The 25,718-nt window shown below is 62.8% G+C and carries 28 protein-coding genes; 15 read left to right on the top strand and 13 right to left on the bottom strand.

Annotated features, from left to right (window positions below):
* Window positions 1-68: 68 nt before the first annotated feature.
* From zds to NCN05_RS10055, 3 genes are read left to right on the top strand one after another with little or no spacing between them, the layout of a single operon-like run.
* Window positions 69-1,535: a 9,9'-di-cis-zeta-carotene desaturase gene (zds, locus tag NCN05_RS10045; RefSeq protein ID WP_186541380.1), complete on the top strand. Its 1,467-nt coding sequence runs from the start codon at window positions 69-71 to the stop codon at window positions 1,533-1,535.
* A complete protein-coding gene (locus NCN05_RS10050; protein WP_250397970.1) occupies window positions 1,535-1,972 on the top strand; it encodes an SRPBCC family protein in 438 nt (145 codons plus the stop codon). Before zds ends, NCN05_RS10050 begins: the two co-directional genes overlap by 1 nt.
* On the top strand, window positions 1,935-2,453 hold the full coding sequence (locus NCN05_RS10055) for a hypothetical protein (protein WP_250397971.1): 519 nt from the start codon (window positions 1,935-1,937) through the stop codon (window positions 2,451-2,453). The genes NCN05_RS10050 and NCN05_RS10055 overlap by 38 nt, the downstream gene beginning before the upstream one ends.
* Here the strand turns inward: NCN05_RS10055 and NCN05_RS10060 are convergent.
* The 5 genes from NCN05_RS10060 to NCN05_RS10080 form a co-directional block, all read right to left on the bottom strand.
* Complete coding sequence (locus NCN05_RS10060; protein ID WP_250397972.1) at window positions 2,429-3,226, bottom strand: uroporphyrinogen-III synthase; 798 nt, start codon at window positions 3,224-3,226, stop codon at window positions 2,429-2,431. The two genes, NCN05_RS10055 and NCN05_RS10060, sit on opposite strands and share 25 nt — an antisense overlap.
* Window positions 3,223-4,425, bottom strand: coding sequence for a glycosyltransferase family 2 protein (locus NCN05_RS10065; protein ID WP_250397973.1), 1,203 nt, complete (start codon window positions 4,423-4,425; stop codon window positions 3,223-3,225). Before NCN05_RS10065 ends, NCN05_RS10060 begins: the two co-directional genes overlap by 4 nt.
* 65 nt (window positions 4,426-4,490) lie before the next feature.
* Window positions 4,491-6,092 carry a glycoside hydrolase family 3 N-terminal domain-containing protein gene (locus tag NCN05_RS10070; protein WP_250397974.1) on the bottom strand — a complete coding sequence of 534 codons (1,602 nt, stop codon included), beginning with the start codon at window positions 6,090-6,092 and terminating at the stop codon, window positions 4,491-4,493.
* Window positions 6,073-6,495, bottom strand: a complete 423-nt coding sequence (rbfA, locus tag NCN05_RS10075) for a 30S ribosome-binding factor RbfA (protein ID WP_186496214.1) — start codon at window positions 6,493-6,495, stop codon at window positions 6,073-6,075. Before rbfA ends, NCN05_RS10070 begins: the two co-directional genes overlap by 20 nt.
* Window positions 6,495-6,701: a DUF751 family protein gene (locus NCN05_RS10080; RefSeq protein ID WP_006850467.1), complete on the bottom strand. Its 207-nt coding sequence runs from the start codon at window positions 6,699-6,701 to the stop codon at window positions 6,495-6,497. The genes rbfA and NCN05_RS10080 overlap by 1 nt, the downstream gene beginning before the upstream one ends.
* A gap of 59 nt (window positions 6,702-6,760) precedes the next feature.
* On the opposite strand from NCN05_RS10080, the gene NCN05_RS10085 reads away from it, so the two are divergent.
* Window positions 6,761-7,486 carry a glutathione S-transferase family protein gene (locus NCN05_RS10085; protein ID WP_250397990.1) on the top strand — a complete coding sequence of 242 codons (726 nt, stop codon included), beginning with the start codon at window positions 6,761-6,763 and terminating at the stop codon, window positions 7,484-7,486.
* Here the strand turns inward: NCN05_RS10085 and NCN05_RS10090 are convergent.
* Window positions 7,452-8,129: a DUF6816 family protein gene (locus NCN05_RS10090; protein WP_250397975.1), complete on the bottom strand. Its 678-nt coding sequence runs from the start codon at window positions 8,127-8,129 to the stop codon at window positions 7,452-7,454. The genes NCN05_RS10085 and NCN05_RS10090 overlap by 35 nt on opposite strands.
* Between NCN05_RS10090 and NCN05_RS10095 the strand changes: the two genes are divergently transcribed.
* Complete coding sequence (locus tag NCN05_RS10095; protein WP_115009308.1) at window positions 8,128-8,391, top strand: CRR7 family NDH-1 assembly protein; 264 nt, start codon at window positions 8,128-8,130, stop codon at window positions 8,389-8,391. The two genes, NCN05_RS10090 and NCN05_RS10095, sit on opposite strands and share 2 nt — an antisense overlap.
* Window positions 8,392-8,394: 3 nt before the next feature.
* Here NCN05_RS10095 and NCN05_RS10100 read toward each other — a convergent pair whose 3' ends face one another.
* Window positions 8,395-8,970, bottom strand: a complete 576-nt coding sequence (locus NCN05_RS10100; RefSeq protein ID WP_250397976.1) for a shikimate kinase — start codon at window positions 8,968-8,970, stop codon at window positions 8,395-8,397.
* A gap of 51 nt (window positions 8,971-9,021) precedes the next feature.
* Here NCN05_RS10100 and NCN05_RS10105 point away from each other — a divergent pair, with 51 nt between their 5' ends.
* From NCN05_RS10105 to NCN05_RS10120, 4 genes are read left to right on the top strand one after another with little or no spacing between them, the layout of a single operon-like run.
* Complete coding sequence (locus NCN05_RS10105) at window positions 9,022-9,942, top strand: 6-pyruvoyl trahydropterin synthase family protein (protein ID WP_250397977.1); 921 nt, start codon at window positions 9,022-9,024, stop codon at window positions 9,940-9,942.
* Window positions 9,939-10,598, top strand: a complete 660-nt coding sequence (locus NCN05_RS10110) for a RibD family protein (protein ID WP_284500617.1) — start codon at window positions 9,939-9,941, stop codon at window positions 10,596-10,598. The genes NCN05_RS10105 and NCN05_RS10110 overlap by 4 nt, the downstream gene beginning before the upstream one ends.
* 33 nt (window positions 10,599-10,631) lie before the next feature.
* The gene (locus NCN05_RS10115; RefSeq protein ID WP_250397978.1) at window positions 10,632-11,807 is read left to right on the top strand and encodes a GNAT family N-acetyltransferase; all 1,176 of its coding nucleotides are present in this window, start codon (window positions 10,632-10,634) and stop codon (window positions 11,805-11,807) included.
* 9 nt (window positions 11,808-11,816) lie between these two features.
* The gene (locus tag NCN05_RS10120) at window positions 11,817-12,224 is read left to right on the top strand and encodes a DUF4346 domain-containing protein (RefSeq protein WP_250397979.1); all 408 of its coding nucleotides are present in this window, start codon (window positions 11,817-11,819) and stop codon (window positions 12,222-12,224) included.
* A 3-nt stretch (window positions 12,225-12,227) separates the two neighbouring features.
* Here the strand turns inward: NCN05_RS10120 and NCN05_RS10125 are convergent, their stop codons facing one another.
* The gene (locus NCN05_RS10125) at window positions 12,228-13,802 is read right to left on the bottom strand and encodes a B12-binding domain-containing radical SAM protein (RefSeq protein WP_250397980.1); all 1,575 of its coding nucleotides are present in this window, start codon (window positions 13,800-13,802) and stop codon (window positions 12,228-12,230) included.
* A 144-nt stretch (window positions 13,803-13,946) separates the two neighbouring features.
* On the opposite strand from NCN05_RS10125, the gene petL reads away from it, so the two are divergent.
* Window positions 13,947-14,039 carry a cytochrome b6-f complex subunit PetL gene (gene petL / locus NCN05_RS10130; RefSeq protein ID WP_011365270.1) on the top strand — a complete coding sequence of 31 codons (93 nt, stop codon included), beginning with the start codon at window positions 13,947-13,949 and terminating at the stop codon, window positions 14,037-14,039.
* Here petL and NCN05_RS10135 read toward each other — a convergent pair.
* Together NCN05_RS10135 and rimO are read right to left on the bottom strand one after the other, a co-directional pair.
* On the bottom strand, window positions 14,032-15,255 hold the full coding sequence (locus NCN05_RS10135) for an MFS transporter (protein ID WP_250397981.1): 1,224 nt from the start codon (window positions 15,253-15,255) through the stop codon (window positions 14,032-14,034). The two genes, petL and NCN05_RS10135, sit on opposite strands and share 8 nt — an antisense overlap.
* A complete protein-coding gene (gene rimO, locus NCN05_RS10140; protein ID WP_250397982.1) occupies window positions 15,252-16,628 on the bottom strand; it encodes a 30S ribosomal protein S12 methylthiotransferase RimO in 1,377 nt (458 codons plus the stop codon). Before rimO ends, NCN05_RS10135 begins: the two co-directional genes overlap by 4 nt.
* Before the next feature lie 85 nt (window positions 16,629-16,713).
* On the opposite strand from rimO, the gene NCN05_RS10145 reads away from it, so the two are divergent.
* The gene (locus NCN05_RS10145) at window positions 16,714-17,643 is read left to right on the top strand and encodes a vitamin K epoxide reductase family protein (RefSeq protein WP_250397983.1); all 930 of its coding nucleotides are present in this window, start codon (window positions 16,714-16,716) and stop codon (window positions 17,641-17,643) included.
* Window positions 17,644-17,656: 13 nt separating this feature from the next.
* Here NCN05_RS10145 and nadB read toward each other — a convergent pair whose 3' ends face one another.
* From nadB to NCN05_RS10160, 3 genes are all read right to left on the bottom strand, one after another.
* Window positions 17,657-19,315 (bottom strand): L-aspartate oxidase, encoded by a 1,659-nt coding sequence (gene nadB / locus NCN05_RS10150; protein WP_250397992.1) that lies wholly within the window; start codon window positions 19,313-19,315, stop codon window positions 17,657-17,659.
* A gap of 70 nt (window positions 19,316-19,385) precedes the next feature.
* The gene (gene psbU, locus NCN05_RS10155; protein WP_115009316.1) at window positions 19,386-19,793 is read right to left on the bottom strand and encodes a photosystem II complex extrinsic protein PsbU; all 408 of its coding nucleotides are present in this window, start codon (window positions 19,791-19,793) and stop codon (window positions 19,386-19,388) included.
* A 112-nt stretch (window positions 19,794-19,905) separates the two neighbouring features.
* Window positions 19,906-20,616, bottom strand: coding sequence for a DUF3120 domain-containing protein (locus NCN05_RS10160; RefSeq protein ID WP_250397984.1), 711 nt, complete (start codon window positions 20,614-20,616; stop codon window positions 19,906-19,908).
* A 110-nt stretch (window positions 20,617-20,726) separates the two neighbouring features.
* On the opposite strand from NCN05_RS10160, the gene NCN05_RS10165 reads away from it, so the two are divergent.
* The 4 genes from NCN05_RS10165 to NCN05_RS10180 are packed head-to-tail and all read left to right on the top strand — an operon-like array spanning window position 20,727 to window position 25,559.
* The gene (locus NCN05_RS10165) at window positions 20,727-21,590 is read left to right on the top strand and encodes an undecaprenyl-diphosphate phosphatase (protein ID WP_250397985.1); all 864 of its coding nucleotides are present in this window, start codon (window positions 20,727-20,729) and stop codon (window positions 21,588-21,590) included.
* A 19-nt stretch (window positions 21,591-21,609) separates the two neighbouring features.
* Window positions 21,610-23,007: a TIGR03279 family radical SAM protein gene (locus tag NCN05_RS10170; protein ID WP_250397986.1), complete on the top strand. Its 1,398-nt coding sequence runs from the start codon at window positions 21,610-21,612 to the stop codon at window positions 23,005-23,007.
* Window positions 23,008-23,031: 24 nt separating this feature from the next.
* Window positions 23,032-24,762 carry a TolC family protein gene (locus tag NCN05_RS10175; RefSeq protein WP_250397987.1) on the top strand — a complete coding sequence of 577 codons (1,731 nt, stop codon included), beginning with the start codon at window positions 23,032-23,034 and terminating at the stop codon, window positions 24,760-24,762.
* Between the two features lie 5 nt (window positions 24,763-24,767).
* The gene (locus NCN05_RS10180; protein ID WP_502988813.1) at window positions 24,768-25,559 is read left to right on the top strand and encodes an inositol monophosphatase family protein; all 792 of its coding nucleotides are present in this window, start codon (window positions 24,768-24,770) and stop codon (window positions 25,557-25,559) included.
* Window positions 25,560-25,718: the final 159 nt, after the last annotated feature.

A 25,718-nucleotide genomic window follows, 5' to 3' on the forward strand; every position in this document is an offset into this window, starting at 1 on the left:
TCAACGCAGGCTCGCGCTCTCACTCTATGAACGCTCATACATAGAGTCGCCTTAGTTGACCAGATCATGTGCGGGTCGCGATCGTTGGTTCCGGCCTGGCCGGCCTCTCCGCTGCAGTGGACCTCGTGGATGCGGGCCATGAGGTGAATCTCTACGAAGCCCGTCCCTTCATGGGCGGCAAGGTGGGCAGCTGGGTGGATGAGGGCGGTAACCACATCGAGATGGGGTTGCACGTCTTCTTCTTCAATTACGCCAACCTCTTCGCTCTGATGCGCAAGGTGGGAGCGTTCGAGAACCTTCTGCCGAAGCAGCACACACACCTGTTCGTGAACAAGGGGGGCGATCTGCGGGAGCTGGATTTCCGCTTCCCCATCGGCGCACCCTTCAACGGCCTCAAGGCGTTCTTCACCACACCGCAGCTCAGCTGGATCGATAAGCTGCGCAATGCCCTGGCCCTGGGCACGAGTCCGATCGTGCGGGGTCTGGTGGACTACGAGGGGGCGATGCGCACCATCCGAGCCCTCGACTCCGTCAGTTTCCAGGACTGGTTTGTGGGCCATGGCGGCAGCCCCGAAAGCATCCGGCGGATGTGGAATCCCATTGCCTATGCCCTGGGCTTCATCGACTGCGAGGCCATCTCCGCCCGCTGCATGCTCACCATCTTCATGATGTTTGCGGCCAAGACGGAAGCCTCCAAGCTCAATCTGCTGAAGGGATCACCCCATCGCTGGCTCACGGGTCCGATCCTCGACTACATCCAGCAGCGTGGAGGCAAGTTGCATCTGCGTCATCGGGTGAAGCAGGTGGACTACAGCGAGGGTGAATCCCCTGAGATCACTGGCCTGCAGCTGGGAACGCCCGAAGGAGACATTCGTGTTGAGGCTGACGCTTACCTGGCCGCCTGTGATGTGCCCGGGATTCAGAAACTGCTGCCCGAGGCCTGGAACCGTTACCCCCAGTTCAAGGCGATTCATCAGCTGGAGGCTGTACCCGTGGCCACGGTTCAGCTCCGCTACGACGGCTGGGTGACCGAGCTGGGAGATGCCCAGGAAGCCCAGCGCCGGGATGTGGCGACACCCACGGGGCTCAACAACCTGCTGTACACGGCTGATGCCGATTTCAGCTGTTTTGCCGATCTGGCCCTGGCCAGTCCGGAGGATTACCGCAAGGAGGGAGAGGGCTCTCTGCTCCAATGCGTGCTCACCCCTGGTGATCCCTGGATTCCCAAGTCGGTGGATGAGATCGTGGCCCACACCGACCGTCAAGTGCGCGAGCTGTTCCCATCGGCCCGCAACCTCAAGCTCACCTGGAGCAACGTGGTGAAACTGGCGCAGTCGTTGTACCGCGAAGCCCCGGGCATGGAGCCCTACCGCCCGGAGCAGCGCACGCCGATTCGTAATTTCTTCCTGGCCGGTAGCTACACCCGTCAGGACTACATCGATTCGATGGAGGGAGCCACGATGAGCGGTCATCTGGCGGCGGCGGCCATCCTCGATCAGCCGGTGAAGCTGGCCACCAACGCGGCGGTGGCCTGATGGGACGCTGGCTCGAACACACGGTCACCTCCGAGGTGCGGGCCCCGGCCGCCAAGGTCTGGGAGGTCTGGAGTGATCTCGAGGCGATGCCCCGTTGGATGCGCTGGATTGAGTCGGTCAAGCCCCTCGACGACCCTGATCTCACCGATTGGACCTTGGCGGCACAGGGCTTCCGCTTCAGCTGGAAGGCCCGGATCACCCAGCGGGTTGAAGCCCAGCAACTGCACTGGGAATCAGTGGGTGGCCTGCCCACCAAGGGTGCCGTTCGCTTTTACCCCGAAGCCGACGACCGCACTGTGGTCAAGTTGAGCGTGACCTACGAATTGCCGCGTGTCTTGGCACCGCTCATGGAACCCAGCATCCTGGGGGGCATCGTGACCAAGGAGCTTCAGGCGAACCTTGACCGTTTCCGTGACCTGGTGGAAGCAGGCGGCTAAGCATTGGCTTGCCCCCGTTGCCGTGTTGGTGGTCGTGGGGGGCTGTGGTGGCGAAACGCCAACGGCCACGGCGCTGCCATCGGTTCCAGTGAAACCTGAGCCGCTTCCGGAAACCTCAGCGGTTAAGGCCCCGCCGATTGGCCTGACCCCTCTGCCTTCGGCTGAGGAGGTGCAGCAGGCTGCCCCCGGCGGCCGGGCGGATCCCTTTGCTCCTTTTGTTGGTGCGGAGCCTGCGGATGCTCAGGACCCCACGACTGGCCTCGCCCTGACTGGCGTCTTGTTGGTGGGAGATCAGAAACGAGCCATCGTGACCACCCCCAGCGGCAGTGGTGTGATCTGTGTGGGCGCAGATGGCCGCTGCGGCGCGGATGCTCCGCTGTTGCTGCCAACTGGATGGTCGGTGCTCAGCATCGATGTGGCGCGCGGTTGCATTCGCTTCGCGCTGAACGATGAGCCTCAGGATCCCTTCTGCATCGCCTGAACGCAGGCTTCGGCTAACCCTTCGAGATCGTGGGGGTCGGCCTCAGCATCCACCCGGCCGAAGCATTGGCGGCAGCTGCGGCTGGTCTGGGGGCCGATTGAAACCAACTTCACCCCCTCCAACCGTTCAGCCCAGTCTTGGCCGAAGCGCTGTTCCAGCAGCTGCGCGGTGTGTTCCGCCGTCTTGCCGCTGCTGAAGGCGATGGCATCAACGTCACCTCCCTCCAGGGCGGTCGCTGTGGGCTCCGGCATCGTGGCGGGGCAGCCGGACTCATAGGCCGCCACTTCCACCACCCGCACCCCGGCTTCACCGAAGGCGTCCGCCAGCAGGGTGCGACCACCGCTCTGCACCCGTGGAAGGAGCATCTTGAGACCCCAGCCCGACACCGGGAAGTGATCGATCAAGCTGTCGGCCACGAAGCTCGGAGGCACGAAATCAGCGGCCGCCCCCAGGTCGTCCAGCACCTGCGCCGTTTTGCGGCCCACCGCGGCAATCTTGAGACTGGCGGGGCGTCTGGCTAGGCAACGGCCAAGGCGTTTCAGCCGCTGTTCCACGGCTTGCACGCCATTGGCGCTGGAGAACACCAGCCAGTGAAAGCTCTCCAAGTCCTCGAGGGCGTCATCCAGAGGACCCCAGTGGTCAGGTGGTCCGATCACCAGGGCAGGGAGATCCAGCACCGTCGCCCCCCGCTGCTCCAGCAGCTGGCGCGCGGCTCCCAGTTGGTCGGCCGCGCGGGTGACGACCACCGTTCGGCTTTGCAAGGGCTGGCTCAAGCGACAGCCTCCCCGTCCAGTTTCACCACCCCCTCCACCCTTTCGCGCAGCTGCTGAGCAGCGTCAGCGTTTCCCTGGGCCTGAAGCAGGTTGATGGCGCGGATGAAGCTGCCGCGAGCGGCGTCGATGTTGCCGCCCAACAACTGGGCCACGGCATTGTTCTGATGGCACTCAGCGTTGTTGGGATCCAGGCTGAGGGCGCGCCTGTAGGCCTCCAGGGCCGCGGCGAGGTCGCCGCGCCTCCGCTGCATCAGCCCCAGGTTGTACCAGGCGAGGGCCACTTCCGGTGCCCGCTGGGCGGCGGTTTGGGTGAGGCTGATCGCTTCCTCCAGGTTGCCCTGGTCCATCAGTCGAGCCGCCAGGTTGAGGCGGGCTCCAAGACTCACCCGAGTGTCCAGGGGAATCTCCAGGGCTTGTCGGTAGCAGTTCACCGCCTTGTCGGGATCACTGGGGGTCAGGGCCAATCCCAGGTGCAGCAGCAGTTCATACCGTTCGGCACCGGCTGAACTGCACTGCTTCAGGCCGTTTTCCAGCAAGGGAATGGCGTCTTCGTTCTTGCCCTCACTGATCAACAGCCCCCCGAGCTTGGCGCTGGCGTAGGGATCACCGGGACGCTCCTGCAGATCAGCCTCCATGGCCTGCCGCAGCCGATCGGCCTTGTCGCTGCCCGCCAGCAGTTCCGGTCGGTAGCCGTCATGGAGGATTGCCGGCTCACTGCAATCGGCGATGCGCCATTGGGGTTCGGCGTCCAGCAGGGTGCGAACGCTGTCGTCGATCATCGAGTGGTACGGCCGGCTCCACCGGATCGAGGGGTGGCGGCGGAATAGACGACTGACGCTGGAATAGGGAGCCATGGCAGCCCCCACCTCGTAACGCAGCAGGTTGATCACCAGCACATCGGGCTGGGCCATCAACGCCTTCAGGGCTGGGATGGCCTCGGGGCGCAGTTGTTCATCGGCGTCCAGCACCAGCACCCAGTCGCCGTTGAGAAACTCCAGGGCCTGGTTGCGGGCTGGGGCGAAGTCCCCCGGCCAGGGAATCTGCTCAACCCGGGCTCCGGCCGCTTCGGCGATGGCCACCGTCGCATCGGTGGAGCCGGTGTCCACCACCACCATCTCGTCGGCGAAGCCCTGCACGGAGCGCAGGCACTCCCCGAGACGCGCCTCTTCATCGCGCACGATCATCGAGAGGCTGAGCATGGCCGGCCGGCTTGGGGTTGGCGCGAGGTTAAGTGCGGTTGGCCAGTGCGGTTGGTTGGTGGTGGTCAGTCGGTGAATGCACCGCTGTTGCCGGTCGGCGTCGCGCTGGGGAACAGTTCGGTGAGCACCTGGCGTTGGGCTTCCTGCATTTGGCCGGCGGAATAGGCGGCAGGGCAGCTGCTGGGCAGCAGCGGCTTCAGGCTGTCCCAGAGGTAAGGGCTGCCGTAGACCACGACTCCGGCCAGCCGGTTGAGGGCGATCAGTTGCTGGATCGCTGCGGCCCAGGGTTCTTGGGCATCCCGTCCGGCGCGGAAGGGGTTGCCCCGCAGGAACAGCTGCAGCAGCACCGCTCCATCGCCGAGGCGGTCCATCGCCAGGGGCGCGTCCGCTTGGCCGCTCCAGGGCGATAGCCCTTCGCCATGAATCACGATTGAGCGAAATCCTTGTGCTTCAGGAGTGCGCAGAGCCGGGGACCAGCCGCTGAGGGCGGCTGCGCTGGGCACCATGGCATCCACGCGCACCAGGTTGATGCCTGCTTGTGGAAGGACCTTTGCTTCGCCGACCGTGATGCTGTGACGCACCAGTTCAGCTTCAAGGGCTTGCTCGTCTACGCTGACGATCGGACCTGTAGCTGTGCTGGTGGGGATCGATGCCAGGGCGTGGGCCCGGCGCTGCAGGCTCTCGTCCAACCGCTCGAGGCACAGCCTTCCACTGCTGAAACCGTCGCAGAGACCATCGATGGCGGCATCCGCATCCGCCGGCATCAGGATCAGGTCGGTCCCGGCTTCAAAGGCCAGCACAGCTGCTTCGGCGGCGCCGTGCCGTGCGCTGATCGCTTCCATCACAAGGGCATCGGTCACCACCAGCCCGTTGAACCTCATCTGGCGCCGCAGCAAATCGGTGAGCACGGCTTTGGAGAGGGTGGCGGGCTGCTTCGGATCCAATTCCGGCAGCACCAGATGGGCCGTCATCACGCTCTCTACACCGGCGGTAATGGCGGCCTGAAAGGGCGGAAGTTCGATCTGCTCCAGCCGTTCGCGGCTGTGGGGCAGCACCGGCAGGTCCAGATGGGAGTCGCTGCTGGTGTCGCCGTGGCCGGGAAAGTGCTTGGCGCATCCGAGCACCCCCGCTTGCTTGAGCCCCCGCTGGAACGCCACCGCCAGGGCACTGGCAGTTTTGGAATCCTCGCCCCAGGCCCGCACGTTGATCACAGGGTTGGCGGGGTTGTTGTTGACGTCGCACACCGGCCCCAACACCCAGTTCAGGCCACAGCGGCGGGCCTGTTCGCCGGTGCAGCGGCCATAACGCTCACTCAACTCCAAGGCCAGCTCGGGCTCCCGCTGGTGGAGTCGCCCGAGGGCCAGGGGCGGCACCAGCCAGCTGGCCCCTTCGAAGCGCTGGCCAACGCCTTCTTCAACGTCCGCGCAGACCAGCAACCGCTGCTCACTCCAGCCCTGCAGTTGCTTGGTGCGTTGTTGCAGCTCAACAGCGCTCCCCCCCAGCAGGATCACGCCACCAACACCTTCCCGCAGCAGGCGCTGCAGTTCGCTGTTTGGAAGCTCCCACTGCGGGTAGCAACGCTGCTGGTCGCTCAGATGACCACTGGCCCGCACCACCAGCAGTTCCGCTACGCGGCGCCGCAGGCTGTTAGCCGGCGGGCTGTTCATCGCCGCCTGGCTGTTGATCACTCCCGGGTGGAATCTCGCCCCGCTGCTGCCGTTCGTCTTCGAGGCGATTCAGCAGTCCCAGCACTGAGGTGCCGCGTTCCAGACCCCGATCCAGCTGGAACACCACTTCGGGGGCGCGTCGCATCTGCAGCCGTCGCCCCAGTTCTCCCCGCAGGAAGCCGCTGGCAGCTTGAAGCCCCTCGAGCACCTGGTCGCGCTCCTGGGCTTCCCCAAACACGCTCACGAAGATCTTGCAGTGCTGCAGATCGCCGGACACTTCCACTTCGGTGATGCTCACCATGCCTTGGTGCACCCGTTCATCACGGATGCCGTTGATCATCAGTTCGCTGACTTCTTTGCGGATCAGGGCGGCCACCCTCTCCACTCGACGCCCCTGTGCCATCACGCCATCGGTGCTGAATTCACCATGGCACGCAGCACCAAGGTGAGGCTGATTCCACCGCTGATCAAGGCGCCGATCAAGGCCACAGCCGTGACGGGATTGCTCCGGCGTGCGGCCAGGGGTTCGGCGACGGAGTTCATCACCCCGAGGGTGAAGGCGATCAAGTAACGGGGGTAACGGGAGACGTTGAGGAAAAACTCCCGCATGGTTCTGGCGTGCTTGCAAATCTGCTGGCTACTCTGCCGGGCCCATGGCTGTTTTGGACATGTTGGAGCTGCATCAATTCCGCCATTCCGCGTTTTGTCTCAAGGTGCGGATGGTGTTGCAGGCCAAGGGGCTGAGTTTCCGCACCGTGGAGGTGACCCCCGGTGTCGGCCAGGTGGCTGTGTTCCGGCTGTCCGGCCAACGGCAGGTGCCCGTGCTGGTGGATGGGGATCAGGTCATTGCCGACTCCAGCGCCATTGCACTGCATCTGGATCAGCGGGAGCCAGACCCTGCCCTGATTCCCGCCGATCCGCGTCAGGCCGCCCAGGTGCATCTGCTGGAGGACTGGGCCGACACCACCCTAGCCATGGCGGGCCGCTCCTCTCTGGTGCAGGCCGCGGCACTGGATCCTGAGCTACGGGTTGCTCTGCTGCCCGACGACCTGCCCGACCCCGTGCGTTCGGTGATGGGCGTGATCCCCGGAGGTTGGGTGAGCAACATCACCGAACTGGTCAACCAGAAGGAGCGCACCGAGCTGCTGGCCAGCCTGGAGCAGCTGGCCACATCCGTGCAGGCCAGCCCCTGGTTGGTGGGGGACAGCATGACCATTGCCGACATCGCCGTTGCCGCTCAGTTGTCGCTGCTGCGCTTCCCCTCTTCTGCGGGTTCGGCCCTGGCCGGCAAGGGCGTGCCTGGACTGAGCGATCACCCCAAGCTGCAGCCCCTGTTCCAGTGGCGCGACCAGATCGAACTCAAATTGATGGAGCGGACTCTGGAAGAGGTGTGAAGCGCAATTGGTAGTGGTGCTGGGCGATGGCCTGATCCCGCAGGCTCTCGCCTGGCGAGGCGTAGCGCCCTTGCCATTGCTCGGCGCAGATGTCCTTGCCGCAGCGGTGATAACGGCTGAGGGTTTCGACCCGGCTCAGCCGCGGCGGCCCCGGCGCATGCAGGATCTGCAGCACCAATTCATCGGCCAGGAAGGTGTCGGTGCTCGGGCTCTCCTGGCGGCGGCCCGTCACCGTGGTCTCGAGATAGAGATCCCCTTTCAGTCGGGCAATCTGGCGGTTGGCGGAGTCGGGGTCTTCTTCCACCTTCAGCAGCTGCTCGCCAAGCAGGGCACGACCGATGGCCGTGGCGTTGAAGCTGCGATCGCCGACCAGTCGACCGCGCCGGTCGGCTTGAAATCGTGCCTGATGCAGCAGGGGTGGATCGTCGGGGGCATCGAGATCAATGCTCTCCACTTGCCACTGCCCGGCAAACCAGTCGGGGTAAATCAGGTCGTCCCGATTTGAGGGCCGCGGCAACGGTGCCGGCAGGCTCCAGTCGGGCCAACTGTTCAACCGCTGCTCAAGACCTGTCTGGCCCCAGGCGGGGCTGCCGCTGAGCAGGATGGTGAGGCTGATCAGCAGCATCCACAACCGCCGTTCCATGTCTGATCCCCTGATCCGTGCCCTTGATGACTATGTGGTGCTGGAGCCCGGCAAGCCGGAGCAGCTGCTCAGCGCTGCCGACACGTTGACATGGCTGAGCGGTTGGTTGCGCAGCCTCGATCAGTTGCCGGCCGATCTGGCAGATCAACCCGATGTCGACGCAGCGGCGCAGCGGTTGATCGATACGGCCTGTGATCTGGAGATCAGCCCTGGGGTGACCTTGCAGTGGTTTGCGGTGCGGTTGGAGCCGCCCACCGCTTGAGGTTCAGTCGGTTCGACGTTGGGTCGGATCCTTCAGCAGGCTTGGCACCAGTTGCAGGATTCCGTCGGCCACGGCCTCTGGGGTTTCGTCATTGATCACCACCGTGAGATCGGCCTCGGCATAGAGGGGACGACGCTCGTTCAACAGTGCGTTCAGAGCCGCCTCCGGATCGGCGGTTTGCAGTAATGGGCGCACGGTGCTGTCGGCGTTCAGCCGCTGCAGCAACTGCTCCGGCACCACATCGAGCCAGATCACGATGCCGCTGTGGAGCATTCCCCAGTTCTCCGGCTGTGTCACCACGCCACCACCGGTGGCGACCACCAGCGAGTGGCGCTGGCTGATGGCGTTGAGCACCTGGCTTTCCAGCTTGCGGAAGCCCGCTTCACCATCCCGATCAAAGATGTCCGGGATGCTGCAGCCCGCCGCCTGTTCGATCACCGCATCGGCATCGACAAAGCCGTAGCCCAGACGTTCGGCCAGGGGGCGGCCCGTGCTCGTCTTGCCGCTGCCCATCATTCCCACCAGATAGAGGCTGCGCCCGGCAAGACGCTGCTTGAGGGTGGGGGTGGAATCCGCCATGACTCGGAAACGGCAATAGCTCATTAGGATGCCTCGCGGCCGGAACGTCACATGACTGAAACGAAGTCACCAGCACGGCACGGCCAAGGTCGTGGTTGTGTCATCACCCGGAGGGCCTGTTTCAGTGCCAGCCATCGCTATTGGCTGCCAGAACTGTCTGCTGATGACAATGCCGCCCGTTTCGGGCCCTGCGCTTTGGCTCCTGGCCACGGCCACAACTACGAGCTGATTGTCTCCATGGCTGGCGGTCTGGACGCCGACGGCATGGTGCTCAACCTCTCGGAGGTGAAGCACGCCATCCGCAACGAGGTGACGGGCCAACTCGATTTCCGCTTCCTCAATGAGGCCTGGCCGGAATTTGACGTTGCCACCGCTGAAGGTTGCCTCCCCACCACCGAGGCCCTGGTGCGGGTGATCTGGCAGCGCCTCAGCCCTCATCTGCCGATCACGGCGCTGCGCCTCTACGAACAACCGGGCCTTTGGGCCGACTATCTCGGACATCCCATGGACGCCTTCCTCACCATCCGCACCCACTTCGCCGCCGCTCACCGACTGGCCCGCCCGGAACTCAGTCAGGAAGAGAACGAAGCGATCTACGGCAAGTGCGCCCGTCCCCACGGCCATGGCCACAACTACCTGGTGGATGTGACCGTGCGTGGTGATATTGATCCCCGCACCGGCATGGTCTGCGACCTCTCCGCGCTGCAGCGCCTCGTGGATGATCTGGTGGTCGAGCCCTTCGACCACACCTTCCTCAACAAGGACGTGCCCTTCTTCGAGGCGTGCGTGCCCACGGCCGAGAACATCGCCCTGCACATCGCTGATCGTCTCTCCAGCCCGATCAAGGCCATCGGCGCCAGCTTGCACAAGGTGCGATTGCAGGAGAGCCCGAACAATGCGGCCGAGGTTTACGCCGAAGCACCGCAACTGGAGATGTCCCCAGCTGCCCTTGATGCCGTGGCTGCCGTCTGAAACGCCCCTCAGTCCGACTGGTGCTGGCCATCAGCATGGATGGCCGCTTGGCGCCCCCAGAAGGGGGGGCTGCTCAGCTGGGCGGTGAGGGAGACCGGCGCTCCTTGGAGCAGGCACTCGCCTGGGGGGATGCCTGTTTGATCGGTGCAGGAACCCTGCGTGCCCATCAGTGCACCTGCCTGATCCGCAGCCCTCAGTTGCTGGAGCAACGCCGAGAGGAGGGCAGAGCGGAGCAGCCGGCTGCCGTTGTGGTGACCCGATCGCCCAACTTCTCGAGCACCTGGCGCTTCTTTGACCAGCCGCTTCAGCGTTGGTTGCTGGCTCCTGAACCTGTGGATCAAGGTTTTGATCGTTGGTTCCCTCTGGCCCCAACCTGGCCGGAGCGGCTCAAGGCCCTTGGAGAGGCTGGGATTCAGCGTCTGGTGCTCCTGGGTGGCGCCCAACTCAGTGCCGATCTGTTGCAAGCCGATTGCGTCGATGCGATCCAGCTCACCTTGGTGCCCCAGCTCCTGGGCGGCCGCTTCAGTTGGTTGCCTTGCACCGATGCACCGTTGCCAGCTGCCTTGGCGCAACCGGGCGCTTGGCAGTCCGAAGGCGTTGAGGACCTCGGAGACGGTGAGTGGCTCCTTCGCTACCAACGGATCCGACCTGGTTAAGGTCATCGCACAAAGGCCAAAGGCACCGTCGCCATGACGTCACTCACGGCCCGCTGGCATCGCTCCATCAAGGAAATCCCGGAGCAACAGTGGAACAGCCTGGTGGGAGCCGACGCGATTCCCTTTTATCGCTGGAGCTGGCTGGAGGCTTTGGAAAGCTCCGGAAGCATCATTCCTGAGCAGGGCTGGCAGCCCCTGCATCTGGCCCTCTGGCGTGATGACATCCCGATTGCGGTGGCTCCGCTGTTTCTCAAGGGCCACAGCTATGGCGAGTTTGTGTTCGACCAGACCTTTGCGCGTCTGGCGGCGGATCTGGGGCTCCGCTACTACCCCAAGCTCCTGGGCATGAGTCCGGTCAGCCCAGTGCTGGGTTACCGCTTCCATGTGCGATCTGGAGAAGATGAAGCTCTGCTCACCCGGGAGTTGCTGCGGGCGATCGATCGCTTTTGCGAACAGAACGGCATCCTCAGCTGCAATTTCCTCTACGTGGATCCGCAGTGGCGGCCCCTGGCGGAGGCCGCCGGCTGTGCCGCCTGGCTGAACCAGCAGAGCCTGTGGAGCCGCGACGACGACCAGACGTTTGAGGATTACCTCAAGGGTTTCAATGCCAACCAGCGCCGCAACATCAAGCGGGAACGCAAGGCTGTGGCCAAGGCCGGGATCACTGTGACACCCCTCAGCGGCGATCAGCTGGATCTGCCGCTGTTGCAATCCATGCATCGCTTCTACGAGCAGCACTGTGCGCGCTGGGGACCGTGGGGCAGCAAGTACCTGGAAGAGGGCTTCTTTGAAGCATTGGCACGGCTGCACCGCGATCAGCTGGTGCTTTTTTCTGCCCATCGAGGTGACCCGCGTGATCCAGTGGCGATGTCAATGTGCGTGCAGGACGGCCGGCAGCTCTGGGGCCGCTATTGGGGCAGCCACGAGGAGATCGATTGTCTTCACTTCGAAGTCTGTTACTACGCTCCGATCGAATGGGCCCTGGCCAACGGCATCGTCAGCTTTGACCCTGGAGCCGGTGGCAGCCATAAACGCCGGCGAGGCTTTGTAGCTCGTCCCCACGCCAGCCTGCACCGCTGGTATCAGCCCCAGATGGATCAGTTGATCCGTGCCTGGTTGCTCAAGGTGAATGGCTTGATGCTGGAGGAGATCGAGGCGATCAATGCGGAGCTGCCCTTCAAAGCAGAACCTCCGGCCTTGGCTTTGTAGGTTGAAGGCATGACCACAACCCCGGGAGCACCGGCATCCACTGCTGCGGCGATGGATGCTCTTGATCAGCGCCTGTCCCAGCGGTTCATCGCTCTGGATCCCAGTGGCTATTTCTTGATCAAACTGGATCGTGATGCGGCCGAATTGGTGCTTGAGCACTACGGCAACACCATCGATGACAAGGGGTTGGCCCGAGATTCCGAGACTGGTGAGGTGTTGCGCTGCGACGGGGGCAATGCTCCTCGGCGCCCTTCAGCGGTTTACCGCGGCAGTACGGCCAAACAGCTGGGCATCCAGCTCACGGAAGGGGAAGCCCCACACCCGGTCAGTCGCCTCGACCATGCCCTTTATTTGGGACGGGAGTTGCAGAAGGCTGAGCAGTGCCTGCGTGACGGCACGGTCTATGTGCAGGACTGAGGATCAGGCCGGCTGCAGTTCTTTGGCTGCTGTGGGTTCTTCTGGGGGCAGTGATTCCAGCTGCTCGCTGATTTCTTTCTGAACGATCGAGCGGTATTCGAGGAAGTGCTCGTTGTGGGCCAGCACCGATAGAAACTGTTCAAGCAGGGCAGGATTGTTGCGTGCCATGCCGAGCAGGTAACGCCAGAAACGGGTGCGGGTGTTGCGCTTGATGCCTTGCCGCCACACCACGATGCTCAGAGCCTTGAGGTCCACCAGGCTGGGCAGTTTGGCCGCGGCTTTCCAGCGGGGTGCGCTCATCTTGAGGTAGTAGCTGTAAACCCGATCCATGTAGGCGTTGGGCTCGTACAGCGCGCAGAACGCGTCCACGTACTCGTTGGCAATGTCGCGGATCGGTCGGGTGGGTTTGAAGTTCAGCAGGTTGGTTTGGTTCACACCCTTGGCAGCGTCTTCTCCCTGAATCAAGCGGCCTTCCCGCTCCAGCCGTGCCCAGAGGGCTGTTTTGGGCAGGGCTTGCAACATGCCCATCATCGCGGCGGGGATACCGGTGCGGGTGACAAAGTCCACGATGCGGTGGCCTGCGCCATTCTTCTCGCCGTCGAAACCGATGATGAAACCCGCCATAACGCGGATTCCGTTGGCGGTGATCCGGTCCACTGCGGCATCCAGTGGGTTGCGGGTGTTCTGCACCTTGCGAGCCGTTTCCAAGCTGGCTTCGTCCGGGGTTTCGATGCCCAGAAAGACGCTTTCAAAGCGCGCGTCGTGCATCATCCGCATCATCTCCTCGTCGTCGGCCAGATCCACGGAGGCTTCAGTGGAGAAGCTGAAGGGGTAGCCCCGCTCCTCCTGCCAGGTGCGGATCTGGGGCAGCAGCAACTTGGCGTTGCGTTTGTTGCCGATGAAGTTGTCGTCCACCAGAAAGATCGAGCGCCGCCAGCCCAGGTCGTACAGATATTGCAGTTCGGCCACCAACTGCTCGGGGGTCTTGGTGCGGGGCTTGCGGCCGTAGAGAACGATGATGTCGCAGAACTCGCAGTTGAACGGGCAGCCCCGCGAGAACTGCACGCTCATCGAGTCGTAGGCCTCGAGTTGCAGCAGATCGAAGCGTGGTATCGGGGTGGCGGTGACGTCTGGCTTGTCTCCCTCTGCGGTGAAGCGACCACCGGTCTCCCCCCGTTCCAGGGCATCCAGGAACATCGGCAGGGTGATTTCCCCTTCATCAAGGATCTTGAAATCCGCCAGCTCCAGTTCCGGTGCATCCGGTGTGGAGCTTGCGAAGGGGCCACCAACGGCCACAGGAAGACCTCTCTGCTTGGCCTTGCTGATCTGCAAAGCCATGTCGTCCTTCTGGACGATCATTCCAGAAATGATCACCAGCTCGGCCCAGTTCCACTCCTCGTCCGTCACCTCCCGCACGTTCCGGTCCACCAGCTTCATCTCCCACTCCTGAGGGAGAAGTGCTGCCACGGTCACCATCCCCAGGGGAGGCAGCAACACCTTGCGATTCACCAGCTCGAGAATCTTTTCGTAACTCCAGAAGGTTTTCGGGAACTCGGGATAAACGAAAAGCGTGCGCATGGCGTCGGGCGTTGGTGGATGAACGTCCGGTCAGCCCGGCTTGAGATGCCTTTCAGTCGGTATCAGCTCTTCACAAACCCTAAGCGCAATGGCCGGAACTCAGGCCGGTGTCTGATCTAATGGTGGTCACCTCCGTACTTGCACATGGGCGTCGGCATCTATCTCGGCCTGGTTGGTTCCGGTCTGGTGACGGCTTTTGTGCTCACCAAGCTGCTGAAGGGAATCAAGCTCATCTGAGCGGTTCCAGCGTCTTCCCCCCTCTCTTTCGTATCCAGAGCACAGCCACAGCAGCGCTGAGGCCACCGGTGACGGCGAAAGCCGTGGAGAGATTGGTGAACATCACCATCAGGGCAACGATCAATCCACTGAGCCCGCCACCACCGAGGAAGGCGATCTGGCTGAGCCCAGCCATTCGGCCTCGCATCACCTGCGGTGATCCGATCTGACTGATCAGGTTGCAGCTGCTCAGCAGCCCGGCTGTGCCAGCCCCGATCAGAAACGCCATGGCCAGACTGAACACAGGCCCTGGAGTACGGGCCATTCCCAGCTGGGCCACGGCGGTAATCAATCCAAACCCCCCGAGAGTGAGGAAAGGGCGCCGGCAGAAACGTTGGCTGTTGCGTTGCAGCACCAGCCCGCCCACGATGCTCCCGCCCGCCAGCACGCTGGTGAACAGCCCCAGATCCGTGGGATTGGGTCCCAGTTGATCGAAGGCGATCAATGGGGCCAGTCCCGGGTGATAGAACCCGATCAGACACAGCACCGCGGTGAAGCTGAGCACCCCTTGAAGGGTGCCACCGCAGTGGTGCCAGGCGTTGAGCAGGCTGGCGTCTTGCCCGCTGCTGCTGCGCACTTCCTGATCCCGATTCGGGTTGAGCAAGAACATCACACTGGCGATTGGCAGCAGGTAGCTGGCCGCATCAATGCCCAGGGCCCAGGCCGGGCCAGTGGCCGCCAGCAACAACCCGCCGATCGGGGGGCCGACCAGCTTGCCCATGTTGAAGACCACCGAAAAGCTGGTGAGGTAGCCCGCCAGTTGTTCCGGCTGCTCCACCAGGATCGAGCAGTACTTGTTGCGGGCCGTTAACTCATAGGCGCCGGCGATGCCCACCAAAAGGGTGCTGCAGAGCAGCAGCAGCACCTGGGCTGTGCCCTCCAACAGGGGAATTGCCAGGGCCCCCAGGCCAGAGGCCGTCAGCAGTGCCCATTGCGCCTGTACCAGCACCCGTTCACAGCCCACCCGGTCGGTGCGCACCCCCGCTGGACCACTCACCAGCAAGGTTGGAAGTGAAAGAGCGGCGAAGTTCAACGCCAGCACAAAGGGGTCCACGCCCCCTTTCATCAGAATCCAGCCCTTGGCGGTGATGCCGGCAAAAGAACCCGCCGTGCTCACGCCGGAGGCGATCAGAAAAAGCTGGCGTTGCTGCTCGGCCTGCAGTTTGAGAAGGGTCAACCCTGGCGTTTCGCTGCGGCCACCATGGCGCGGGCACCAACAATCCTTCCGCTCAGGTCGTAAATGTCAGCCCCGGTGATCTCCACCGGTACCAGGCTCCCCGGCGCGGCCTGTTGACCATCGGCGCCGGGCTGCACCCGCACTTCACCATCCACTTCGGGCGCAAAGCGGGCGCAGCGCCCGATCATCTCGCCGGTTTGCGGGTTGTGCTGTTCGATCAGCACGTCAACAGTGCGCCCCACCCAGCGGCTGTTGCGTTCCTCCGAAATGGGTTGTTGCAGAGCCATCAGGGCATCCTTGCGGGCTTGGGCCACCTCGGGATCGACGCGATCGGGCAGGTCCGCCGCTGCCGTGCCGTCCTCCGGAGAGAAGGTGAACACTCCAACATGATCGAAGCGTTGGCGCTCGAGGAAGCCCATCAGGTGCTGGAAGTGCTCCTCGGTTTCGCCGGGGAACCCCACGATCAACGTGGTGCGCAGCACCGCATCGGGGAGTTGGTCGCGGATCTGATCCAGCAGGCGGTCGTTCACATCCGCCTGCCAGGGGCGGTTCATCGCCCGCAGCACCTCCGGATGGCTGTGCTGCAACGGCAGATCCAGATAAGGCACCACATTGGGGACCTCCCGGTAGGCCGCCAGCACATCTGGGGTCAGCCCGGTGGGATAGGCGTAGTGCACCCGGATCCAGGGGATCTCCACGTCGCCAAGAGCTCGCAGCAGTTCCGCCAGCTTGGGTTTGCCGTAGAGGTCAAGGCCGTAGTTGGTGGTGATCTGGCTGATCAGGATCAGCTCCTGCACCCCCTGTTCCGCCAGTTGGTGGGCTTCAGCCACGATGGATTCGATCGGCCGACTGCGCTGATCCCCTCGCAGCTTGGGAATGATGCAGAAGGCGCAGCGGTAGTCGCAGCCCTCTGCCACCTTGAGGAAGGCCACCGCCTGGTCGGTGGTGCGTTGGCGTGGCAGGTGTTCGTCACCCACAAAGGTGGGAACGGCGCTGACCTGGTTCACCCGCTCCCCCGCTTCCACCCGCTGCAACACATCCACGATGTGCTGGTAGTCGCCGGTTCCTACGATGGCTTTGGCCTCGGGGATCGACTCCAGCAACTCCTCCTGGAAATGTTGGGCCAGGCATCCCGCGATGATCAATTCCTTGCCCTGTTCCGCCAGTCCCACCAGGGTGCGCACCGATTCTTCGCGGGCGTCCTGAATGAAGCTGCAGGTGTTCACCACCACAACGGCGGCATCCCGTTCATCGGTGCTGACGCCGTAGCCCGCTTCCGCCAGCAGCCCCACCATGTGTTCGGTGTCCACCCGATTCTTCTCGCAGCCCAGATGGGCGAAGGCGACCGTCGGTTTCGTCGGGGTGCTGGTCATCACGTCGCCGGCAGGCCAAAGATCAGCCTACGAAGCGGCCTGATCACGCCGGAACTGACAGAATCCGATCACTTGAAGTTCAAGGATGGGCACCACCCGTCTCGTCAGTCGTCGCCGTCAGGATTCCGGCGCTAAGTGGGCCCGCATCGCCATGGCGATGCTGGCCACCGCTGGGCTGATCGACACCGGTTCGATCACCCTGAAGCGCTGGGGTCTGCTCGGCAACCTCACCTGTCCGATGGGAGCTGACGGTTGCGACAAGGTGCTCAACAGCGCCTGGGGCACGGTGTTCGCCGGGATTCCGCTCTCGTTGGTGGGGGTGCTGGCCTATGGCGCTGTGCTGCTGATGGCGCTGCTGCCCCTTTTGCCAGGGCTGCAAGAGAACAAGGGTGACTTGTCCCGTCGCACCTGGTGGGGGCTGTTCACCGTGTCCCTCGGTATGGCCGTCTTCAGCGGTGTGCTGTTGGGGGTGATGCTGCTCAAGATCCAGGCTTTCTGCTTTTTCTGCGTTCTTTCGGCTGCGCTCTCCCTCGCCCTGTTTGTGCTGTCCATCGTTGGTGGTGGTTGGGACGACTTCGGTCAGCTGCTGTTCCGCGGCGTGCTTCTGGCCCTGGCGGTGCTGCTGGGGGGCTTGATCTGGGCGTCGGTGGTGGATCCAAACCGGCCCGACGCTGTGGCCAGCGGATCCGGCGTTGCACCCGTCGTCACCACCGAGAGCACGGCCGCTTCGATCGCCTTGGCTGAGCACCTCACCAGCAGCGGCGCCGTGATGTATTCCGCCTACTGGTGCCCCCACTGCCACGAACAGAAGGAGCTGTTTGGCAAGCAGGCCTCGGACCAGCTGAACGTGGTCGAGTGTGCGCCGGACGGTGAGAACAACCAGGCTGATCTCTGCCGCAGCAAAGGATTGGAGGGTTTCCCCAGCTGGGAGATCAACGGCAGCATCGATTCCGGGGTGAAAGGGCTCGACACCCTTGCGGAACTCAGTGGCTATGAGGGCGACACCGACTTCTGAATCAGGACTGCCTTCAGTCCCGGACGGCACGGGTGACGATGCCCCGTTGCCGTTGTTGCCGGGAATGCTGCCTCCATTGCGGTAGCCGCGCAGGAGCATCACTGCGGTAGTGGCCTCCCCGGCTTTCTCCGCGAAACAGGCAGGCCTCCAGCATCAGCCGGCTGGTCAGCAACCTGTGGTGGAGATCCAGCAAAAGGTTCAGATCGCGCCTGCTGTTTTCAGCCAACAGCCTGGAGGCACAAGGGTCTTCCCGTAGCAGGGCTTGGAGCAGTGCCTGCTGCTCCAGATGTTGTTCGTCGGCTTTCACCTTGCCGATGGCCTGGCGCAGTCCAGCGGCCGATCGTTCCACCCCCGCCCGTCGCCAGCAGAGCTGCCGCAGCTGCTCGATGGCGTCGATCAACTGCGAACTGCTGCAGCCGTCGAGGTCCAAGCCAAGCGGCTGCGTTCTGTCGCTGGCGAGGGCCGCTGGGACGGGGCCGAGCTCGATCTCTTTGAGGCGATGGGCGAACACCAGGCACTCCATCAGGGAGTTGCTGGCCAGCCGGTTGGCGCCGTGCAGGCCTGTGCAGGCCACTTCTCCCACGGCATAGAGCCCCGGCAGCGTGGTGGCGGCCTGCAGGTCTGTGGCCACCCCTCCCATCCAGTAGTGGGCGGCTGGGGCCACGGGGATGGGCCGTTCCAATGGATTCAGTCCGAGTTCGTCGCAGCGGTCGAGGATCGTTGGGAAGCGTCGTTCCGCTTGCTCCCGCGGGATGGCGGCGAAGTCGAGCCACATCTGCTTCACCTGCTGCCGCTGCATGGCCTGCATCAAGGCTCGGCTCACCTGGTCCCGCGGTGAGAGGTCGCGTTGGGGCAGGTGGGCCACAGGGCTGCCCCCCAGGGCATCCACCAGCACGCCGCCCTCTCCGCGAACGGCTTCGGAGATCAGAAAGCATGGGGCGTCATCCAGGCGGATGGCCGTTGGATGGAACTGAACGAATTCCAGATCTTCCACGGCTGCGCCCGCCTGCCAGGCGAGGGCGATGCCTTCGCCACAGGCCTGGGCTGGGTTGGTGGTGTTGGCGTACAGATGACCACCACCGCCGCTGGCCAACACCACGGCGCGGGCTTCGATCCCGTGAAGATGGGCCCCATCCAGCACCTGCACACCGCAACAGCGCCCATCGCGCACCAGCAGTTGCGTCACGCGCACGCCGCGGCGATGCAGCAATCCTGGCCGTTGCTCAACACGATCCCGCAGCACATCCACCAGGGCTCGCCCTGTGCGGTCCTGCACATGCAGCACCCGCCTGTGGCTGTGGGCTGCTTCCAGGGTGGTGGCCAGACCGTCCTGATCCCGGTCGAAGGCCATGCCCAGCTGCTCCAGGCGCTCCACGCAATGGGGTGCCTCCTGCACCAACAGCCGCACCGCATCGCCATCGCAAAGGCCGGCTCCAGCCAGAACGGTGTCCTCCGCATGGCTGTCGGCGCTGTCCTCCTTGCGGGTCACGGCGGCGATGCCCCCCTGGGCCCAGCGGCTGGAAGAACGCCGCCCTGTGTTGCGATTGAGCAGCAACACCTTGAACTCCGGCGGCAGATCAAGGCAGGTCATCAAGCCGGCAGCCCCGGCACCGATCACCACCACGTCCCAGGGACCTGAGGGGATGGGATCAGAGCTGCGGGGCTGGGCCATCACGGGGACAAAAAAACCGCCGGTGGTCCGGCGGTTCAAGCAATCACAACCAGTGTGACGGGGTCAGGAATCAGCGGTATTGACCGTCGTTGATGCGGTCGTCGCCCTCGTTCAGAGCAATGGAGGGAGGGGTGACGGTGAAGTTGTCGCGGTACTTCGCGAACAGCTCCTGCTGACGTTCGGTCAGATCAAGAGAGAGCACGTCGTCAACGCTGTCGTAAGGGCCACCCAGCACGATCTTGCCGGCCATGGTCGGGTACATCCCGGGGAATTGCTGGAAACGGCGCACGGAGGAATTGTTCAAATCCACCTTGCCGTCCCGTGCGGCAATTTTGTCGTCCGCAATGTTGCGGATCTCATTGCCGGAATACTTGCTGCGAAGGTCGTCGTCGGCGTAAACGCTGCTCGGAAGCACAAGGCCTGCCATCAGGCTCGCCATCACCAGTGCGCCGGTCAGCCAGCTCAGAAGCCGCTTCATCTCAACTCTCGATCAGGGGTCGGAACGGGTCGACCGGCAGTGCCGGCTCCGGAAGACTACAAGTCGTTGCGCCGTTCAAGCCCTTGAACCGGGGCAGCTTTTGCAGTTCGTTTCACTCGATCAGGCCACTCAGCCCCGGCTGCAGCAAGGCTGAAAGCAAGAACAAGCCATCCACCCAAAGGGTGGTGATCAAGACGGCAGCGGCCATGGATCCCGCGTCACCGGTGAAACCGCCGCTGTTCCTGCTCAGGCGACGTCCAGCCAACAGAACGAGGACCGCTGAGATCACAAGGGTGACCAAAGGCAGCGGCTGGAGCAGATGGGTTCCCGCTTGATGCAGCAGTAGCGGTGCTTGATCGAGGGACGCCGTCACCACTGCGGGCCAGAACTGCATCACGCCGGTGGCTGCCATGGCCAGGTCGGTGCAAGCTGTGCCCACCAGGGACGACAAATAGAACGTGGCCGCCAGACGCCAGCGCCCCTGCAGGCCGCCCAAGGCCACGGGCACGGCGAAGGCTTCCACCGGCAGGTGCAGAACGGGATGGGCCCGCAGCCAACCCCAGAAAATGCACCCTGCCAGCCAGCTGCCGCTGAAACCCACCAGCAGGTAACCCAGGTCGGATGTTGTCTGGGAGCGGCTCTGATGCATCACCAGTCCAGCTGCAACCAGAACTCCGGTGAACAAGGTGGCTGAAAACGGATCCAGCCTCACCCAGGGGGCTTGCAGGAACACCGGCAGCACCACCATGGCTGCTGCGATGCGGGCCACGGGAAAGGACCACGACCGATCGGGGGCTGATGTTTGCCAGGTGCCGCCGATCAAATGTCCTTTGTGAAGAAAGTCACGGAACCTTAGAAGACATCATCAAGTGACGTGGCTGACATGCCCGCTTCTCCTGCCGGGGATACCGTCAGAGCGACACTCACACGTTGATGGCGGACCCCTCTGCATCCCTCAGCCTGCTTGAGGCCTGCTGGCGTGATCTGGTGTTGGGGGTGGTTCAAGGACTCACTGAGTTTCTGCCGATCAGCAGCACCGCCCATCTGAAGGTGGTGCCTGAGCTCCTCGGTTGGGGCGATCCGGGTGTCTCCGTGACCGCCGCCATTCAGCTGGGCAGCATCGTTGCCGTTATCGCTTATTTCCGCACCGATCTCAGCCAGGTGCTGCGGGGCATCAGCCGCGCCTTTCGCAATGGCCAGTGGCGCGAACCTGAGGCGCGTCTCGGGTTCGCCATGGTGGTGGGCACCCTGCCGATCTTGCTGATCGGATTAGGGATCAAATTTGCCTGGGCCCAGGGCTATGAACAGTCACCCCTGCGCAGTGTTCCCTCGATTGCCATCGTCTCGATTGTGATGGCGTTGCTGCTGGCCCTTGCCGAACAGGTCGGCGCACGACTAAAGCAGCTTCCAGGGGTTTCAGGCCGCGATGGCCTGCTGGTGGGGCTGGCTCAGGCCCTCGCATTGATCCCGGGGGTCTCGCGTTCCGGCAGCACCCTCACGGCGGCCTTGTTCGACGGTTGGAATCGTGCTGATGCAGCCCGCTTTTCCTTTCTTTTGGGCATTCCCGCCATCACCATCGCGGGTCTGGTGGAGCTCAAGGATGCTTTGGCGGCCAGCCCTGGCAACGGCCCCCTGCCGTTGCTGGTTGGCATTGCTTCGGCTGCAGTGGTGTCGTGGCTGGCGATCGATTGGTTGCTGAAGTTCCTGCAGCGCAACAGCACCTGGGTCTTCGTTGCTTACCGGCTGCTGTTCGGGCTGCTGTTGCTGGTCTGGTGGGGCGTTCACAACGCACACTGAGTTCAGACGAAGCCGGCTTGTGTGGAATGAGCCATCCGCCGGGGTTGCCGTTGCAGCCCTGGATCCAAGTAGCAGTGGTCGTCAACCGCAGCCCGCGGTGGTGGCCTCCGTCGAGGCTGGCTCGATCGGGGATGAGCTGGGTTTTGAGCCCGGTGATCAGTTGCTCAGCATCAATGGCATTCGACCGCGCGATCTGATCGATTACCGCTACCTCTGCGTGGAGGAGGAGCTTTGCCTTGAGGTACGTGATGCAGAAGGTGCGCTGCATCGGGTTGAGTTGGAGAAGGATGCCGATGACGGCCTTGGGCTGGCTTTCACCGAGGCTCTGTTCGATGGTTTGCGCCAGTGCAACAACAACTGTCCGTTCTGTTTCATCGATCAGCAGCCCCCAGGGCGGCGCGACAGTCTCTATCTCAAAGACGACGACTACCGCCTGAGTTTTCTCTATGGCTCCTATCTGACGCTCACCAACCTGGGCGAGGCCGACTGGCAGCGAATTGAAGACCAGCGTTTATCGCCGTTGTTTGTGTCGGTGCATGCCACGGATCCCGAGTTGCGCTCACGCCTGCTGGTGAATCCGCGTGCTGCCCAGGTGATGGACCAGCTCGCCTGGTTTGATCAGCGCGATCTGCAAATCCATGCCCAGGTGGTGGTTTGTCCGGGACTGAATGACGGTCCTGCCTTGGCGAGAACGCTGAACGACCTCGCCTCCTTCGCGGCTGGCCCCTGGCCGGCGGTGCTGTCTGCGGCGGTGGTGCCGGTGGGGCTTACCCGTTTCAGGCCGGCTGACGATGGCCTGGTTCCTGTGGATCCGGACTGCGCCCGCAGGGTGATTGCTCAGGTGGAACCGATGCAGAAGCACTTTCAGGAGGTTTTGGGCACCCGTTTCGCCTGGCTCTCCGATGAGTGGTACCTGGTGGCGGGGTTGCCCTTGCCGCCCCGGGATAACTACGAGGATCTCCCGCAGCAGGAAAACGGCGTGGGCAGCATCCGTGCCTTCCTTGAAGCGTTGGATGCGGCAACTCAGGAGTTGCCCATCGCGGTTGCTCAGCCCCGTCGTTGCAGCTGGGTGGTCGGTCAGATCGTGGCGCAGGCGTTGCAGCCTGTGGCTGACCGGCTGAATGCAGTTGATGGCGTCGAGTTTCACCTGATCGGCTTGCCGAGTCCCTACTGGGGGCAGGAGCAAGTGGTGACTGGATTGCTGACGGGACAGGATCTGCTTACTGGCCTGCAGGGACGAGAGCTGGGCGATGAGCTGCTGCTGCCATCGGTGATGTTGCGGCAAGAGGAGCCCGTTTTCCTGGATGACATGACCCTGGAATCCCTGGCCGCGCAGTTGCCTGTCCCCATTCAGATCGTGCATGGGGCGGCTGACGTCGTGGACTCAGTTTTGGGTGCCGTAGGGAAAAGTCCCTAAGCTCGATGAAATTCATTGATTGCTGTGCGCCGGATCACCGCGGGTATTTGTCTCGTAGCTGGCGTTGTCTCTTCCGGTGTTCCCCCTGCGCTCAGCGAAGACGCAGTTCAATCTGAGTCGGCCTTGGTTGTTCAAGCCACCCTCCCGGATGCGATCGATCTGAAGGGTGCTCGTCCCAAGGCAGACCCCTCTGTTTTGACTCCAGCAGTGGAGGGCTTGCCGCCATCCCTCGAGTCGTTGGTTGCTCCCCCTCCTATTGCTCTTCCCGAGGAGCCGGCGCAGGTGCGCATCCATGAGCTGCGCCCGCTCACTCTCGAGGAAGCGCTTCAGCTCGCGGAGTTCAACAGTCCAACCCTCAAGGCTGCTGCAAGCCAGGTGGATCAGGCCAAGTCATCACTGCGCTCAGCAATTGCAGCCTGGTATCCCACCGTTGACCTCACCTCAAGTGCTCTTCCTGAATATTTCGCTTCCTACTCCTACCGAAATCCAGACTTTGTCACCCCGGATCCCAGTACAGGCAAAACCAATAACGAGTTCTATGGAAGTGAGTGGAGGCTGAACGGTCGCTTGAGGGTCAGTTGGGATTTGATCAATCCTGCTCGTGTCCCGGAGATTGCTGCAGCTCGGGATCGATTTGAGAGAGCAAGGCATGCGTATCTCATCGCATTGCGGGATCTACGCCTCGAGACGGAGACGGCTTATTTCAATCTCCAAGAAGCAGATGAAGGCGTCCGTATTGGTCAGGCAGGTGTCAAAGCTTCCCTGGTCAGCCTTCGTGATGCCCGTGCCCGCTTCAATGCTGGTGTCAACACCAAACTGGAGGTGTTGGAGGCCGAAACCCAGCTTGCTCGAGATCGCAACCTGCTTGCGACAAATCTTGGTCAGCAGGAGTTGAGACGCCGCAATTTGGCGGTTGTGCTGGACCTTCCCCAGCAGGTGACACCGACGGCGGCCTCACCCTCAAGACCCTTGGGCTTGTGGCAATCCTCATTGCAGGACAGCATCGTCGCTGCTTTCAATTACCGCGAAGAGCTCGACCAACTGATCCTTGATATCTCTGTTAACAACAGTCGGGCCAATGCTTCATTAGCCGCAGTGCAGCCGGTTCTGAGCTTCGTGAACTCCACCACGGCGTCTCGCACCCAAGGTCAGACCAACCAGACCTCAGTCAGTCCGATCGATCAGGGCGATTTCAGCTACAGCGTTCAGAACAGCTCTGCGTTGACGGCGACATGGCGTTTGTTCGATGGAGGCCGTGCTCGTGCCGAATACCGTCGTTCGAAGCAGGCTGCGGATCAAAGCCGTTTCAATTTCGCTCAAACCCGCGATCAGATCCGTTTTCAGGTTGAGCAAAGCTTCCTCGGTCTTCGGACTGCTGTTCAGAACATCGACACCACAGCCAGCGAGGTTCTCTCATCTCGGGAATCTCTGCGTCTGGCCCAGCTGAGGGTTCAGGCAGGCGTCACCACTCAGCGTGAGGTGGTCAACACTCAGCGTGATCTCACTCAGGCCGAGCTGAAATACGCGCGTGCAATTCGTGACTACAACACCAACCTGTCGGAGCTCAGCCGACGCACAGGACTGGATGCCCTGGTGGCCTGCAATGCGGTTTCACTGACGGGAACCAAGCCAGAACCTGATCAAGAACCGATCCCGATTGAGCCCACACCGCTCAAGTCCGCCTGCCCATCGGTGGCCACCACAGGTTCGTCGGTGAATCAAACTGAGATCACTCCTGTTCAGCCTCTGTGGTGATATCGGTGCTCAGTGACGACCAACTGGGCGCTGTTCATGTGTTGCTGGATCGCATCCGTGCTCGTCAGCTGCAGGACTTCGGCCAGATCGGTTCTGACGTAAAGCCCGATGGCTCTTTGATTACGGACTGCGATCGCTGGAGTGACGCTGCTTTGGTGGAGGGGTTGGCCAGCATCGCCCCCGGTGAAGGCGTCCTCAGTGAGGAAGGATCGAAAACAGTTCCGAACACGCGGGCCTACTGGGTGGTGGATCCCCTGGACGGGACCACCAACTTCGCGGCGGGCATTCCTTGTTGGGCGATTTCCGTGGCCCGTTTCGTCGATGGCCGTCCCAGTGAGGTTTTCCTGGATGTGCCTGCGCTGAATCAACGCTTTGTCGCTTTGCGTGGTCGGGGTGCCACTCGAAACGATCAGCCGCTGACTTCGGAGACCCGAGCCTTGGCCACCAGTGCTTGCGTCTCCCTTTGCAGCCGCTCGATTCGAGTGTTGCAGCGCAAACCGGATCAGCGTTTTCCCGGGAAGATCCGTCTGCTTGGTGTCGCCAGCCTCAATTTGGTCAGTGTTGCGATGGGGCAGACCATCGCCTCATTGGAGGCCACGCCAAAAATCTGGGATCTTGCAGCGGCTTGGTTGGTGCTCGATGAACTGGGTTGTCCGATTCGCTGGTTGGATGCGGATCCTGCGCACCTCTCTGCAGGGCAAGACGTTGCCGACCTCGGCTTTCCTGTTTTAGCGGCCGGTTCATGGGCTCATCTGGCTCGTTTCCTCCCCTGGGGAGAGGCTTTGCTGCGGCCCTGAAAGGTCTCTGTTGCGAGAAGGGGGCTTAGTGGGTTATGTTTTTGTCTTGCGCGGGAGCCGAGAGGCGAGCGCGCAAGCCGAAGCGCTTGAGGCGAAAGTCTTGATGTGTCTGAGGCGGCTTACGAGACCAAGAGGGAGCGATCCCACGGTGTTGTAAGT

The organism is Synechococcus sp. MU1651, assembly GCF_023630635.1.
Classification (GTDB): Bacteria; Cyanobacteriota; Cyanobacteriia; order PCC-6307; family Cyanobiaceae; genus Parasynechococcus.